The following is a 14,742-nucleotide window of genomic DNA, read 5'->3' on the forward strand; positions in this document are numbered from 1 at the left end:
GCCAGCGGCCAGCGGCCAGCGGTCTGCGAGCCGCGCGCGTCCGTGTACGGCCCGAACTCCGCCCGGAACCGCTACAGCACGGCGTCCGCGATCACCGTGGCGACGACCTTCTCGACGTCCGCGGGCGTCGGAGCCGCGCCTTCTCGGTCGGCGAACAGCAGATGGGCGGCCCCGATCAGGGTCGGCGCGAGCGTGTCGATGTCGGCGTCGGGCGCCACCCGGCCCAGTTCGCGCTCGGCGGCGAGGTAGGACGCGATCATGCGCGTGGCCTCCCTGAGCACCGGCACGCCGCCTCCGGTGAGTGCGCGCAGCCGGGTGCGTACAGCGTCGCGGGAAATGACCAGACCGACGATTCTCAGGGCGATCGACCCGAACAGTTCGGTCAGTGCGTGCGTCAGGTGGGCGACGACCCTGCCGGTGCCGGCGGACTCGCGCAGTGCGGCTGCCTGGATCTCGATCCGGCCGATGCGGTCCAGCACGAACCGGGTGAGGAAGTCGTCGAAGTCCGCGAAGTGCCGGTGCAGCAGTCCTTTGGCGACTCCCGCCTCGGTGGTGACCGCCCGGCTGGTCAGCGCGTTCGCCCCCTCGCGGAGCAGTACGCGCTCCGCGGCGGCGAACAGTTGCTCACGCGCGTCACGCAGAGCGATCCCTGTCGGCACTGCACACCCCGATCCTTCGTCAATTCGTGTTCAGCCGTTGCGAGTGGGCATGCGCCCACTTAGAGTGGGCGCATGCCCACTCTACCTCCGAATCGCCAAGGGCGCCTTGCCGAGAACGAGACACACTTACAGCGCGAAGTGGCGGAGTCGTACGGCGAGGACGCCGAACGCTACGACCGGACCCGGCCCCGCTACCCGAAAGCCCTGGTGGAGCGCATCATCGCCACCAGCCCGGGCCGCGACGTCCTCGACGTGGGTGCCGGCACCGGCATCGCCGGACTGGCGTTCCAGGGCGCAGGCTGCACGGTCCTCGGGGTCGAGCCCGACCCGCGGATGGCAGAGTTCGCCCGCCGCAAGGGCCTCGAGGTCGAGATCGCCAGGTTCGAGGACTGGGACCCGGCCGGCCGGACCTTCGACACCCTGATCGCCGGGACGGCCTGGCACTGGATCGACCCGGCGGCCGGCGCCGACAAGGCGGCCCGGACCCTGCGATCCGGTGGCCGACTGGCGCTCTTCTGGAACGTGTTCCATCCTGCCCCCGAGGTGGCCTCGGCGTTCGGCGCGGTCTACGCCCGGGTGTTGCCCGAATCACCGGTCTACCGGCGCGGGATGGCCGGCCTGCAGAGCAACGCCGGCCTCGTCGCCAAGGCCTCCGACGGGCTCGGGCAGTCCGGCGCATTCGAGGAGCCCGAGCAGTGGCACTTCGGCTGGGACCGCGACTACACCCGCGACGACTGGCTCGAGCAGGTGCCGACCTTCGGTGGCCACGGCCAACTCCCGCCGGACCGGCTGGATGCGCTCCTGACCGGTTTCGGCGACGCCATCGACGCGATGGGCGGCGTCTTCACCATGCACTACACCGCACTGGTGCTCACCAGCGTCCGGGCTCGCTGAAGGCCCCGGACCCGGAACCGGACTCACCCTCCGCCCGCCATGCCCGGCCGGTCGGCTGAAGGCCTTTACGGCCGGCCGCGGACGGGCAGACATACAGAGGCGCCGTGCCGGACGGCTGCCGCGCCTCGGCACGCAACCCGCGGTGGGCCGGCCGCCGCTTGTCCGGCCCGGCAGATCACCATGAGGGGCCCGGACGGCCGGGCCACCACGAGGAGTCGTCAGTGAGGGTCGTCATCACCGGTGGGTTCGGATTCCTGGGCCGTCGGCTCGCCACCGCGCTGCTGCGGACGCGGACGTTCTGCGGCGCACCGATCGAACGACTGGTGCTCGCCGACCGGGCCGTACGATCCGGCTCACCACCGGCGACCGATCCCCTCGTGGACGTCGTGCACGGCGACCTCATCGACCGCCTGGACGATGTCTTCGCGGAGCCGGTCGATGTGCTGTTCCACCTCGCCGCCGCGGTGTCGGCCGAGTGCGAGTCCGACGTCGATCTCGGCATGCGCGCCAATGTGGACACCACCCGCGCCCTGCTCGACGCCGCCCGGGCACAGTCGGCCGCCGGCGGCCCGAGGCCGCGGGTGGTGTTCTCCAGCAGTCTCGCCGTCTACGGCGGCAGCCCCGAACTGCCCCTGCCCCCGGTCATCGACGAATCGACTCTGCCCCTGCCGCAGTCGACCTACGGGACGCAGAAGCTCATCTGCGAGCACCTGATCGCCGACCACACCCGCCACGGCTTCCTCGACGGACGCATCGCCCGCCTCATGACCGTCTCGGTACGGCACGGGAATCCGAACGCCGCCGCATCCGGCTTCCTGTCCGGCATCATCCGCGAACCGCTCGCGGGACTCCCGGCGACCTGCCCGGTGCGCCCCGAACTGCGGGTGGCCCTGTCCTCACCACGCCGCACGGTCGACGGACTGCTCCGCATCGCCGAGGCCGAGCGCGGCACCGGACCGGGACGGCTGCAAGGGACGGCGCCGGTCAACCTTCCGGCGCTCACGGTCTCGGTCGCCGACATGCTCGCCACTCTGCGGCAGGTGGCCGGTGACGCCGTCGCCGGCCTAGTGAGCATCACGCCCGATCCTGCCATCGAAGCCATCGTGGCCTCATGGCCCGCCGTCTTCGACAACACACGCGCCGCCGCACTCGGTCTCCAGCCCGACCCGGGCTTCCTGTCGGTCGTACAGGACTACATCGCCGAGCACGGCGACGCGGTCCTCATCGACCCCTCCTCGCGGCGGGTGCAGCGCCGAAAATCGTGATCATTCCAGAATTCCGGTCACGCCGGTGGCGCCCCCCAACCCGAGGAGGGGCGCGATCATGCCTGAACTTGCCGAGACGGCACGGCAGTGGGCGGCCCAGGGATGTACGGGCGTCCTCGCCCACCCCCTCACCGAGCAGGGCTTCGTCCCGCTGCCCTGCCCGCGGACCACGCCGCGGGCCGACGCCGCGCTGATCACCCGGCTGGACGAGGCGCGGACCCGGGCGGCCGGCACCGTCGCGACTCCCGCGCCGGAGGATGTCGACGGGCCCGCAGAGGCCGTCGAACGTGCCCGTGAGCTCCTCGGCCGCCGCCGGACGGGCCGGGACGTCCGCTCCACGGACGACGGACTCGTCCTCGTCGAGACGTTCCCCGCCGTACCACATCCGGTCATCGTGGGAGGCGGCGAACTGGCCGAGTTGCTCGCCGCGCAGGCCCGCCTGCTGGACTGGCACGCCACGGTGGAGTCCGGCGCCCAGGACTCCGTACGGCCGCTCGCCCGGCGTCCGGCCGCCGCCTGCTTGAGCGTCCTCAGCCATGAAGCGGACGTCGACGTCCCCGTCCTGTCCGCCGCGCTGACCACCGGCGTCCCCCATGTCGGTGCGCCGGGCTCACGCCATACTGCTCGCCGCACTCGACGGCAGCGAGGTCCGCGTGCCGCGCGGATCTGGCTAGTCTGCTGCGTGTGTCCGACGACATCACGCACGCGCGACGCGACGACAGGCCCGAGGAATCCCGTCGGGTACACCTCAGCCGGACCTTCGACGAAGACGCGGAGCTGTACGACCGGGCGAGACCGGGATATCCGCCGGGGCTGTACGACGACCTCGCGGACCTCGCGGGTGCCCGCCCCGGCAGCCGCGTACTGGAAGTGGGCTGCGGGACCGGCCAGGCGACCGTGCCACTGGCCCGGCAGGGCTGTCGGATCACGGCCGTCGAGGCGGGACCGAGCATGGCCGCGCTCGCCCGCCGCAATCTGGCGGGGGCCGGGACGGCCGAGGTGGTGACGGCGGAGTTCGAGAAGTGGCCGCTGCCCGACGAGCCGTTCGACACGGTCCTCTCGGCGACGGCGTTCCACTGGATCGACCCGGCGGTGCGGGTGGCCAAGGCCGCCGACGCGTTGCGTCCCGGGGGCGCGCTCGCCGTGGTGCGCACCCAGCATGTGCGGGGCGGCACCGAGGAGTTCTTCGTGGCGGTGCAGCGCTGCTACGAGCGCTTCGACCCCGGGACGCCGCCGGGGCTGAGGCTTCCCGCGGCCGCCGACCTCGACGGCTCCGACCATGCGGGGGAGGTCGCCCGCAGCGGCCGTTTTGGTCCCACCGCCTTCCGCCGCTACGAGCAGGATCTCACCTACACCACGGCGGACTATCTCGAGCTCCTGCGCACCTACTCAGGCCACCGGGCTCTCCCGGAAGCCGCCAGAACCGGGCTGCTGGAGTGCGTCGCAGCACTGATCGACAGCCGGTTCGGCGGCCGGGTGACCAAGCGTTGTCTCATCGACCTGGGCGTGTCACGGCGTCGGTGACCGCCCCTGGACCGCGCGCTGCGGGCTCGGTGTCAGGTACGCAGGAGTCGCAGGTCCGTCGCGTCCGCCATGGCCTTCATGCCCTCGTCGTCGGGGTGGAGGTGGTCGCCCGAGTCGTACGCCGGGTCGAGGGCGGCCGGGTTCGCCGGGTCGCGCATGGCCCGGTCGAAGTCGATGACGCCGTCGAAGGCGCCGCTGCTGCGGATCCACCGGTTGACGCTCTGGCGGATCGTCTCGGCGGCAGGGGTGTAGTAGCCGTTGCCCTCGTCGGGCATCAGGGTCGCGCCGATGACATGGACGTGGGCGGCATGCGCCTCGCGGATCAGTGTGCGGTAGCCGTTGACGAGGTCCTGGGCGGTCAACGGCCGGCCGTCGGGACCGGCGTTGTTGCCGATGTCGTTGATGCCTTCGAAGAGGATCACGTCCTTGACTCCCGGTTGGCCGAGGGCGTCATGTCCGAACCGCTTGAGGGCGCTGACGCCCTGCCACAGGTTCGGGACATCGGTGAGGACCCGGTTGCCGCCGATGCCGGCGTCGACGACGCTCAGTTTCTGCGGTCCCGGTCCGGCGCCCAGCCGGCGCCCGAGGAAGTCGGGCCACCGGCTGTAGGTGCCGGTCGAGGAGTGGTAGCCGTCCGTGATGGAGTCACCGAAGGCGACGACGGTGCCGCGCGCGGCAGGTGACACGACGTCGAGCCCCGCCAGGTAGTACCAGGAGGTCGTGGTGGTGCCGAAGGCGGCGGCGCTGTCGTCACCGGTGTGGTTCCCGGACGCGATGTAGGTGGTGTCGAACGCGTCGGAGTGCCAGGTCGACACCCCCGTCGTACCGGGCACGTAGAGGCTGACGAGCAGGTTCTCCCCGGCGCCGACCGATACCGGGACGACGTCGCTGACCGCCTCTTCGCCCGCGGGGATCGTGACGTGACGTGACCCGCCGAAGGTGACGTTGCGCGTGGTGCCGCGCGTCGCCTCGCCACCGCTCGCCTGAACGGCCACGTCCACGGCGCCGACATCGAGCGGGGTGGCGCTGTACCGGTCGGACAGGGTGATGCGTGCGCCCGAGCCCGAGACGCTGCTGTGGACCACCATCCGGATGGTCCGGTCGGTGAAGGAGGGGCCGCCGGCCGTCATGCTGGGCGACCAGGCGCTCACCCGGGTGCCCCTGCCCTGCGACGAGGGCGTGGCGGCGCTTGCCGCATGCGCGGTGCCCAGCGGAACGGCCGTCAGGGCCAGGCCGGTCAGCGCGCCGAACACGACCAGCAGTGTTCTACGGCGCGGTCGGCGACCCGCCGCCGTGCATCTCTTTTCCGGGGACATGCTCGATCCCTCCGCTCTTCTTGTGGTCCGCGTCCTCACCCGAAACTGCCCAGCGTGACCGACTCTCCGGGCTTGAGGCTGATCCTCCGCGACGTGCCGCCCGCGACCACGGTCGTGGCACGGCCGCCGACGCTCCTGAGCGTCACCTGAGTGACCTTGCCGTTCTTCCAGCTGAGGCCGGCCACGAAGCCGCCGCGGACCCCGACGCCGGACACCGATCCGGATGCCGCCCACGCGGCCGGCAGCGCGGGCAGCAACTCGACGTGACCCGGCCGTGAGGAGAGGAGCATGTCGATCACGGCCGAGGGCGTGCCGAAGTTCGCGTCGATCTGGAAGATGCCGCGGCCTTGTCCCATGTCCATGATGTCGAAGAGGTTCGGCGCGGTGCCGTTGCTGCCGTTCACGGAAGGCCTCAGGTTGGTGACGACGAGCTGGTAGGCCTTCTCCGCGTTCTTCAGCCGCGACCAGCACAGGCTGCGCCAGGCGTTGGCCCAGCCGTAGCTGTTCATTCCGCGGGCGGTCAGGAGGGCCGTGGCGCCGGCGAGGATGTCCTTCGGCGTGGAGTCGTCCGGGCGGATCCGGTCGCCGGGGAAGAGGCCGATGAGCGGCGAGAGGTGCCGGTGCGTGGTCTCGCCCAGGTTGTCGGGCGACATCCACTCCTCCAGCCACCCGGTCCTGGGGCTCACGACCGGCAGGTACAGGCGGCCGCGCAGACCGTCGATGACCGCGCTGTAGGAGGTGTCCTGGCCGAGTGTCCGGGTCGCGGTGCGGTAGATGCCGAAGAGGTGCCACACCAGTTCCTGGGCGTAGGTGATGCCCTTGGCGTCCAGCGGCCCCTGTTCGGGCGACCAGTCGCTGTCGGCGACGAGGACTTCGCGCGAGGCTCCGGAGGCGTCGGTGACGGTCGTGGTGATGAGACGGGCCTCCCAGAACTCCACGGCGCCCTTGAGGAGGGGATAGATCTTCTGGAGGTAGGCGCGGTCCTGGGTGTACTCGTAGTGCTCGAACAGGCTCTGGCAGAGCCAGGCGTTGCCGGCCGGATGCCACCACCAGCCGCCACCGCCGTAGGGGTTGGTGGAGATGGCCACGGTCCAACCGGCAAGCTTTCCGGTGGAGTTGCGGTATCTGTTGGCCGGGCTGTCGAACAGCCGCTGTGTGATGTCGGTCCAGGAGGGCAGCTGCGCGAGGCAGTAGTCCGCGAAGGCGTCGAAGCAGTCGGACAGGCCGGCGCGGTCGGCCAACCAGTAGTTCATCTGGATGTTGATGTCGGTGTGGTAGTCGCCCATCCAGTCCGGGTCGTTGCCGGCGAGCCACGGACCCTGCAGGCCCATCGGCAGGGTGCCCCGCGACCCGGAGATCATCAGGTAGCGGCCGAACTGCAGGTAGGCGGCCTCGAGTTCGGGGTCGGGGACGTCGTCCCGGTAGCGGGCCTGGATCCGTTGCCAGGTGTCCAGTCCGCGCTGTGCGGCGGACGACGTGCCGAGGTCGACGGTCAGCCGCTCGAACACCGGGCGGAAGTCGGCGACATGGGTGTGCAGCAGGGTGCTCGCGGAGTGGGAGGCCGCGTCGAGCACCTTGTTCCGTGCCAGGCGCTCCGGGTCCACGGACAGGTCGCGGAACCCGGTGGCGGCGTCGGGCGCGTAGTCGGTGCCGCCGCTGACCACCACCGTCAGGTCCTTGCAGTGGCTGAACGAGATCGACGTGCCGTCGACGGCGACCGAGCCGCCGCTGCCGCGGGCCGTGACGGCGGCGCCGTACCGCAGCCCGTTGGTGAGGGAGGCCCCGAACGAGGTGGAGTGCCCGGCGCTGTCGGCGGTGGTGGTCTCGCCATGGGTGCCGGCGAGGGTCACGGTGCCGGTGTAGGTGCCGCCGCCCTGCTGGGAGAAGTACAGGACGATGACGTCGTCGGGGCGGCTGGCGAAGATCTGCCGCCGGTAGGTGACGCCGGACAGGTCGTAGGAGGCGCTGACCAGGCCCTGGGCCAGGTCGAGGGAGCGGCGGTAGGTGTCGACGGAACCCAGGTCGTGCCCGGGGATGTCGACGGTGAGCTCGGCCAGCAGGGTCAGGGAGCCGAAGTCCTCGCGTCCATAGGGGAATTGGCCGTCGCTCTGCAGGGTGTCGTTGCGGCCGCCGGTCCACAGGGTGGCGTCGGTGATCGTCAGCAGTTCGCGGGCGGGGTCGTTGCTCGCGAGCGCTCCGAGGCGCCCGTTTCCCACCGGCAGGCCCTGCTGGATCATCGAGTCGGCGGAGCCGGGAGCCTGCCACCACAGTTGGTTCTTCGCGGCGGCGGCCGCGGACAGCAGGGGCGAGGAGGTGGGGCGGACGGGGGCCGCCGATGCGGTGAAGGCGGGCAGACCGCCGAGGGCGGCGGCCGCGCCGGCGGTGGCCGCGAGAGCGAGAAAGCCCCTGCGGTTCGGGTGGTCGTCGCGCGATTCGGTGTGCTCGGTGTGATCGGTGTCCACGTTGTGCACTCCATGTCGGGGGGAACGGCGCATGCGGGGACGGATATGGGCGTCGGGCGTGGGCTCGCCCGGGCGCTGCGGAACCGGATGGCGGGGGCGGGACCCGGGGTGTCGTTCCCGGGCCCGCGCGAGACGTCAGGCGGACCTGGGTACGTCGATCCTGTCGATGTCGGGTGAGTAGTCCCAGCCGCTGTCGAACGTGATGGTGTTGGAGCCCGCCTTCAGCGCCAGCTGGACGCTGACGGTGTCGACCGTGCCCCAGTCGCCCGTGGAGGGGAACTTCAGGCTGGTGCCGTTGCCGCTGTTGGAGTAGACGGTGACCGAGCGAGGGTCACCGCTGACATAGGCGACGTTCACGGTGTAGATGCCGTCCTTCTTCACGGTGATGTCGTTGAACTGCAGCTTGCTGCCGAGATAGAGGTTGCCGACCTTCTTGCCGCCGGAACAGGAGTCGCATGCGGCGACGGAGGCGTTGCCGGTGAGCGTGTTGTCCGCCGACTCGGCCTCGTAGCGGGTGGTGGCCGGCGGGGTGCCGCCGGGCTTGACGGTGAACAGCCGTGAGCCGTGTGCGGGGAGGGCCGCGGTGATCCTGTTCTTGTACGTGCCGAGGTTCTGGTGGTTCCACAGGTCGCGTACGGAGGCGGCGCCGGTGAAACCGAAGGACGCCCAGTCGGCGGTGACGGAGGCCGGCGAACTGCCGAGATTGAACAGGGCGACGGTGTAGGTGCCGTTGCCGTTCCTGGTTCCCCAGACCTGCTGGTCGCCCATCGGTGTGACGGGGCGTGCGACGGGCGAGTCGTTCTGGTCGACGGCGATGACTTCCTGGTTGGTCAGCAGGGACAGGCCGTAGGCGTCCAGCCGGGTGAGGTCGTCGCCGGTGAACAGGGGCGACTTGTTGATGGCCCACAGGGTCATGTAGCTCTGTCGCTCGGCATGGGTGAGACCGTCCATCGCGCCGTTGCCGACGTCGATCGCGTCGAGGTCGTTCCAGCCGCCCGGGCCCGCCACATGGCTCCACGCGGGGGCGTCGTCCCACCGGTCGTCGACCGAGTTCTCCCAGGTGGTGAGGGTGTTGCAGTAGCACTCCACATCGGTGTCGATGCGCCAGCCGTTGGAGTACCTCTTCCAGTCCGCGGCGTGTCCGATGTCGAGCGACCAGGACAGCTCCAGATGGATCGGGCGCCCGGTGCCGGCGATCGCCTGGTGCCAGGCGGCCACGTCCGCCACGTTGTTGTGGTTGTCACCGGACTTGGACGAGCCGGGACCCACCCCGTCCAGTTTGAGGAAGTCGTAACCCCAGTCCGCGAGCATCTGCGCCTGGGAGTCGATGTACTTCTGCGCGCACGGGTTGCCGAAGTCCAGCTTGTAGGCGCTGTCCCAGCCGTTGGTGGTGCGCAGATCCGGGTAGACGACGTCCGCCGTGGTACATCCAGGGGCGTTCCGGATCGGCACCCTGCCGTCGCCGTACGCCCCCTTCTCCAGGCCGACGGGCAGATAGATGCCGGCCTTGAGGCCCTTGGAGTGGATGTGGTCGGCGACCGACTTCATCCCGTCGGGGAACCGGACCGGGTCGGGTGTCTGCCGGCCGTACCGGTCGAACTCGGAGGTCCAGTCCTTGTCCATCCACCAGCCGGCGTCGATGTTGACATGGTCGTATCCGTACGTCTTCAGCGTGGCGGCGAGGGCGTCCGTCTGCTTCAGGACGTTCGCCTCGGTGAGGTAGCTGTAGTTGCCGTCCGGGTTCAGGCCCGGGTAGTGGGAGGACTGCATGCTCCAACTGGACCAGCCCATGTACGGCTTGGCCGCGAGGCCGGAGGCGGCGCCGTCCGTGGTGGCGGACGAGGCGACGGATGCGCTGGGGGAGCCGGATGCGCTCGGGGAGCCGGTGGCGACGGCCTCGGTGGCGGCGGCCGGGACCACGGTGGCGAGTCCGGCCGTGACGGCCAGGACCAGCGTCGCTCGGACGGCACGGCGCGGGAGGCCGGGGAGGGCTCCGCGCAGGACTCTGTACGGGGATGACCGCATGGTTCGCCTCCTGAGATGGGTGTGAGGGGAGAACGTGCGCCGGCACCCGCCGGGGACGGGCGTCGTTCGGGGCGGGGGCGAGGCGTGGTGCCGGGCCCGAAGCCGGGTCGAAGAGGTCGGCCGGCCGGTCGGGAACACACCGGTCCGGCGATTCAGCCCCTGTCCGGGCCGGTGGCGAGCCCGCTGATGAACCGGCGCTGCGCCGTGCGGCACATCAGGAGCCTGGGGACAGCGGTCGTACGAACCCCTGCCGCGACGAGATCGGATCGTGTGGGCCGCGGCTCTGCGTCGTCATCGCTCCTCCTTCTCCCATGCCCGAACCCATGAAGGACTGGATGGCGGTGGCCGCGGCCCCGCGTGCCCACTCCTCGAACGGCAGGGGACGTGTCACCACGTCGCACTGCGCAGCGGTGCCGAAGGCGGCCTCGGCGAACGCGTCCCGGATGCCCTCGGCGAACAGGTCGTAGGCGGCCAGGCCCTCGCCGGAGATGACCACTCGCTCGGGGCCGAGGATGTTCACCAGGAAGCCGATGGCCTTGCCGATGGCTTCGCCCGCTCGTGTGTAGACCTCTTTGACCCCTGGTTCCTCGCCGTGGGCCAGCGCCAGCGCCTCGGCCGCGTCGCTGACCTGCCGGCCCGTGGCCGCGCGTACGGCGCGGAGAATCGCCGGATCCGCAGCGATCGCCTCCACGCACCCCCGGTTGCCGCAGTGGCACAGCGGGCCGAGGGGGTCGAGCGACAGATGTCCGATCTCGCCGGCCACGCCGTGCGCGCCGGACACCACCTGCCCATGGACCACGAGTCCGCATCCGATGCCGGCGCCCACGGTCACCAGGGCGAAGTCCGAGAGACCGACTCCGGCCCCGAACCAGTGCTCCGCGACCGTGAGCGCCCGGACGTCGTTGTCGACCGTGACCGGCAGCCCGGTCGCGGTCCGGGCGATCCCGGCGAGCGGTACGTCCCGCCACTCCAGGAAGGGCGAGTAGCGGACCACGCCGTCCGCGCGGTCCACGTCCCCCGAGATCGCGATGCCCAGGCCCCGTACCTGCACACCGAGTCCGTCGGCCTCCGTGAGCAACTCCTGTACCAGCGCGGTGAGGAGGGGGAGCACCGCCTCCGGCTCGCGGCCTGTCAGCCGTACATGCCGGGACACGCGGATACGGCAACACAGGTCGGTCAGTACGGCGATGACCTCGTCGCCGGTCACCTTGACCCCGATGAACAGCGCCCTGCCCCCGTCCACCCGCACCAGGGTGGCCGGACGTCCCACCGCGGCACGCGCCTCATTGTCCATGCCCTCGACCAGATAGCCGAGTTCCATCAGTGGACGGACCGCCTTGGTGACGGCGGCGGCGGAGAGCTGCGTCCGCCGTCCCACCTCGGCCCGGGTGAGCGGACCGTGGGAAAGCAGGGTGGTGAAGACCAGGGAGGTGGCCGGTGTCATGGCCGGAAACCTAGAGAGCTTATTTTCCGCTGTCAATAAATAAAGCAGGCTCCAGTCGTCCAGGTTTGTTGGAACGACCCAGGCAAGCGGCACACACATGCACAGAAACCACCGAGCCGCCGCTCTGACCTGGTCGGGCGCGGCGACCTGCGGCCGTGGCTGTTCTGGGTGCAGGCACAGCGGACGCGGTAAGGCGGGGCACGGCCCTGCCCGGGGGCCGGGGCGCGCCGTTCAGTGCTCGTCGGAGAGCAGTTCCTCGACGGTGTCACTCTGTCCTCGTGCCTCCCCGGGGGAGGACACGTCGTTCGGCAGCTGTTGCTCCGCCCAGATGGTCTTGCCCGTGGCGGTGTACCGCGTGCCCCAGCGCTGGGCGACCTGCGCCACCAGGAAGAGGCCTCGCCCTCCCTCGTCGGTGGTGCGGGCACGGCGCATATGGGGCGAGGTGTTGCTGGCGTCCGACACCTCGCAGATGAGCGTCCGTTCGTGGATCAGACGCAGGCCGATCGGTCCGCAGGCATGCTTGATGGCGTTGGTGATCAGCTCGCTCACGATCAGCTCGGTGGCGAAGGCGAGGTCCTCCAGCCCCCACGCGGCCAGGCAGCGGGCGGTGTTGTCGCGCGCCTCGTGCACCGCCCGGGGGTCGGTGGGCACCTCCCAGGAGGCCACGCGGTCGGGAGGGAGGGCGCGCGTGCGGGCGATGAGGAAGGCCACGTCGTCGTGCGGATGGTCCGGCAGAAGAATGCGGACCATCGTGTCGCAGATCTCCTCCAGCGGCCGGTCGGGGTGGGCCAGGGCGAAGCACAGCCGCTCGAAACCGACGTCGACATCGCGGTCCGAGGCCTCGATCAGCCCGTCGGTGTACAGGGCGACGACGCTGCCCTCCTCCAGCTCGATCTCGGCCGACTCGAAGGGCAGACCGCCCAGGCCCAGCGGGGGGCCGGCGGGGATGTCGGGCAGTTCCACCGGCTCGCTGAGGTGGGCGATGGCGGGGGTGGGGTGTCCGGCGCGCGCCACGCTGAGTTTCCGCGAGATCGGGTCGTAGACCGCGTAGACGCAGGTCGCGCCAATCACCACCGGCCCGTTCTCCGAGGCTTCCGCCTCTTCGGCCAGGCGCAGAACGAGGTCGTCGACATGGGCGAGGAGCTCGTCGGGGGGCAGGTCCATGTCGGCCAGTGTCTGCACCGCCGCACGCAGGCGGCCCATGCTGGCCGCGGCGTGGATGCCATGGCCCACGACGTCCCCCACGACCAGGGCGATGCGGGCACCGGAGAGCGGGATGACGTCGAACCAGTCGCCCCCCACACCGGCCTCGGCGTCGGTCGGCAGATAGCGGTAGGCGACCTCGACGGCGCAGTGATCGGGCAGATCCGGGGGCAGCAGACTGGTCTGCAGGGCGAGGGCCGCGTTGTGCTCGCGCACGAACCGCCGGGCGTTGTCCACGCACACCGCGGCCCGCGCCACCAGCTCCTCCACGAGCAGCAGGTCGTCCTCGTCGAACGGGGCGGGGTTCTCCCAGCGCAGCAGCGTGACCACCCCCATGGTCGCGCCCCGCGCCCGCAGCGGCACCACCAGGTGGGTGTGCACACCGAGGCTGAGCAGCTTGGACAGACGCTGCTCGTCGCCGGCCAGCCACCACGTCGTCGTGTCCAGCACCGGATCGAGGATCGGCCGGCCCGTGGCCAGACAACGTCGTTGCGGGGACTTCGAGGGGTACCCGGTGGGCTCCCCGACGGGCACGATCGCCTCCGGCAGCTCCGCGTGGATCGACAGGTGCACCGCCCTCTGGAGCGTGCCGCCGGTGATGGGCCCGGGGGCGAGGTCCCTCGCCCTGAGGACGCCCTGGAAGAGGTCGATCGCCACGAAGTCGGCGAGCTGCGGCACGAGCACCTCGGCCAGCTCCTGCACCGTGCGGTCGAGGTCCAGGGTGGTGCCTATGCGCTGCGCCGCCTCGTTGACCAGCGCCAGCCGCTCGCGTGCCCGGTCCTGGGCGGTGAAGTCCACGGCGGTGTGACACACCCCCAGCGTCTTGCCGTCGACGTCCCTCAGCGGGAAGGACGAGCGGAGCCTGAGCTGGCCCTGCGAGTTCCGGCGGGACATGCCGTGCGGGGGCGCCACGTGCTCCACGGCCGGCGTGATCCGGCCCGATGTCAGCGCCTGCCGCGCCTGCCAGTCCACGGCGGTGGGCACCTGTGCCAGTCCGGCGGGCGCGGTCGTGCGGGGGGCCGCGAGGTCGGCCGGCAGGCCCTCCATGGCGGCCAGCACCTGGTTCACCCACTGGAAGCGCAGCTGACTGTCGAGGACGGCGATGCCGATCGGTGAGTCCTCCAGGAGGCCGCGCAGCACGGCCTGATCGAGTTCCCACCGGCGCGAGTCGGCCACCTCACAGGCCACGGCGAGCCATACGGCACCCTGCTCCGCGTGCAGCGGACACACCCGCAGGGCCAGTTCGACCGGGTGGCCCGCCCGGTGACGCGCGGTGATCATGCCCTCCCAGCCCTCCCCGACCCGCTGCGCCTGGGCGAGCAGGGAGGCCGGTGAGCGGTCGCTGCCGAGGAGGGAGGTCGCGGGCCGTCCCAGCACGCTGGGCGCCGGATAACCGAGGAGGCCCTCCGCCCGGTGGCTCCAGTACCGGATCAGGCCGTGTACGTCCACAAGGGCGACGGCGGCAGATGTGATGCCGAACGGATCGCCCCCGTGCTTGTCGGCCAGATCCCTGAGATCCATCGTGTCGGCCGCATCCGCAGGCGGGGTCACTGACACCACGGTCTCACACGGACCCGGGTGTGTCTCCGGACCGGCCGCCCGGGCCCCGGCACAGTCGCCGGAGAATGACGACGCCATCCGGGCGGTGGGTTTCGGCCCCGTCCCGCAGCGTGCCGGACCGGCTGCGGGTGCTACCGGCGCGGGCGCTCGAAGGTCAGCAGCAGCCCTTCGACGGCTCCGGGGCCTACGCGGCCCTTGACGTCGGCGGAGGTGATGGCCTTCAGGCCCCAGCCGTCCTCGGCGTGCTTGTTCAGGACCTTCTCCAGTTTGTCGCTGTCCAGAGCGTCGCCGATCAGCGACTCCCGGAAGGTGACGACCTTGTACTCGTACGCGTAGCCACTGCTCATGGTGCGGTGTTCCTCCTGACGGACGGGACGGGTGGTGGCCCGA

General features: G+C 71.0%; 10 protein-coding genes and 1 pseudogene. 4 read left to right on the top strand and 7 right to left on the bottom strand.

The annotated features are described in order from the left end of the window. Positions 1–71 precede the first annotated feature (71 nt). Complete coding sequence (locus ACFYZB_RS26100) at positions 72–659, bottom strand: TetR/AcrR family transcriptional regulator (RefSeq protein WP_388762903.1); 588 nt, start codon at positions 657–659, stop codon at positions 72–74. A 72-nt stretch (positions 660–731) separates the two neighbouring features. On the opposite strand from ACFYZB_RS26100, the gene ACFYZB_RS26105 reads away from it, so the two are divergent. The 4 genes and pseudogenes from ACFYZB_RS26105 to ACFYZB_RS26120 all read left to right on the top strand — a co-directional run bounded on the left by ACFYZB_RS26105 (position 732) and on the right by ACFYZB_RS26120 (position 4,342). Next, positions 732–1,553 carry a class I SAM-dependent methyltransferase gene (locus tag ACFYZB_RS26105; protein ID WP_388762904.1) on the top strand — a complete coding sequence of 274 codons (822 nt, stop codon included), beginning with the start codon at positions 732–734 and terminating at the stop codon, positions 1,551–1,553. 221 nt (positions 1,554–1,774) lie between these two features. Then, on the top strand, positions 1,775–2,818 hold the full coding sequence (gene denD, locus ACFYZB_RS26110) for a D-erythronate dehydrogenase (RefSeq protein ID WP_388762906.1): 1,044 nt from the start codon (positions 1,775–1,777) through the stop codon (positions 2,816–2,818). A gap of 58 nt (positions 2,819–2,876) precedes the next feature. Next, positions 2,877–3,449 (top strand): annotated as a pseudogene (locus ACFYZB_RS26115) (XdhC family protein); the annotation flags it as partial. A 53-nt stretch (positions 3,450–3,502) separates the two neighbouring features. After that, complete coding sequence (locus ACFYZB_RS26120; RefSeq protein WP_388762908.1) at positions 3,503–4,342, top strand: class I SAM-dependent methyltransferase; 840 nt, start codon at positions 3,503–3,505, stop codon at positions 4,340–4,342. A 32-nt stretch (positions 4,343–4,374) separates the two neighbouring features. On the opposite strand, the gene ACFYZB_RS26125 is transcribed toward ACFYZB_RS26120, so the two are convergent. The 6 genes from ACFYZB_RS26125 to ACFYZB_RS26150 form a co-directional block, all read right to left on the bottom strand. Then, entirely contained in the window at positions 4,375–5,658 is a 1,284-nt protein-coding gene (locus ACFYZB_RS26125; RefSeq protein WP_388762910.1) for an SGNH/GDSL hydrolase family protein, read from the bottom strand. Between the two features lie 35 nt (positions 5,659–5,693). Continuing rightward, positions 5,694–8,120: a glycoside hydrolase N-terminal domain-containing protein gene (locus ACFYZB_RS26130; RefSeq protein ID WP_388762912.1), complete on the bottom strand. Its 2,427-nt coding sequence runs from the start codon at positions 8,118–8,120 to the stop codon at positions 5,694–5,696. 135 nt (positions 8,121–8,255) lie between these two features. Beyond that, entirely contained in the window at positions 8,256–10,145 is a 1,890-nt protein-coding gene (locus ACFYZB_RS26135; RefSeq protein ID WP_388762914.1) for an alpha-galactosidase D, read from the bottom strand. A gap of 214 nt (positions 10,146–10,359) precedes the next feature. Then, positions 10,360–11,589 (bottom strand): ROK family protein, encoded by a 1,230-nt coding sequence (locus ACFYZB_RS26140; RefSeq protein WP_388762916.1) that lies wholly within the window; start codon positions 11,587–11,589, stop codon positions 10,360–10,362. 231 nt (positions 11,590–11,820) lie between these two features. Beyond that, a complete protein-coding gene (locus ACFYZB_RS26145) occupies positions 11,821–14,343 on the bottom strand; it encodes a SpoIIE family protein phosphatase (RefSeq protein ID WP_388762918.1) in 2,523 nt (840 codons plus the stop codon). Positions 14,344–14,483: 140 nt separating this feature from the next. Then, entirely contained in the window at positions 14,484–14,699 is a 216-nt protein-coding gene (locus ACFYZB_RS26150) for a DUF4177 domain-containing protein (protein WP_388762919.1), read from the bottom strand. Positions 14,700–14,742: the final 43 nt, after the last annotated feature.

Origin of the sequence: Streptomyces sp. NPDC001852 (assembly GCF_042891825.1) — a bacterium.
Lineage (GTDB): Bacteria > Actinomycetota > Actinomycetes > Streptomycetales > Streptomycetaceae > Streptomyces.

What these genes read in the sequence shown, in the direction of transcription:
- ACFYZB_RS26125 (WP_388762910.1), bottom strand. Translation starts at nt 5,658, where the DNA reads ATGTCCCCGGAAAAGAGATGCACGGCGGCGGGTCGCCGACCGCGCCGT.
- ACFYZB_RS26150 (WP_388762919.1), bottom strand. Translation starts at nt 14,699, where the DNA reads ATGAGCAGTGGCTACGCGTACGAGTACAAGGTCGTCACCTTCCGGGAG.
- ACFYZB_RS26135 (WP_388762914.1), bottom strand. Translation starts at nt 10,145, where the DNA reads ATGCGGTCATCCCCGTACAGAGTCCTGCGCGGAGCCCTCCCCGGCCTC.
- ACFYZB_RS26105 (WP_388762904.1), top strand. Translation starts at nt 732, where the DNA reads ATGCCCACTCTACCTCCGAATCGCCAAGGGCGCCTTGCCGAGAACGAG.
- ACFYZB_RS26140 (WP_388762916.1), bottom strand. Translation starts at nt 11,589, where the DNA reads ATGACACCGGCCACCTCCCTGGTCTTCACCACCCTGCTTTCCCACGGT.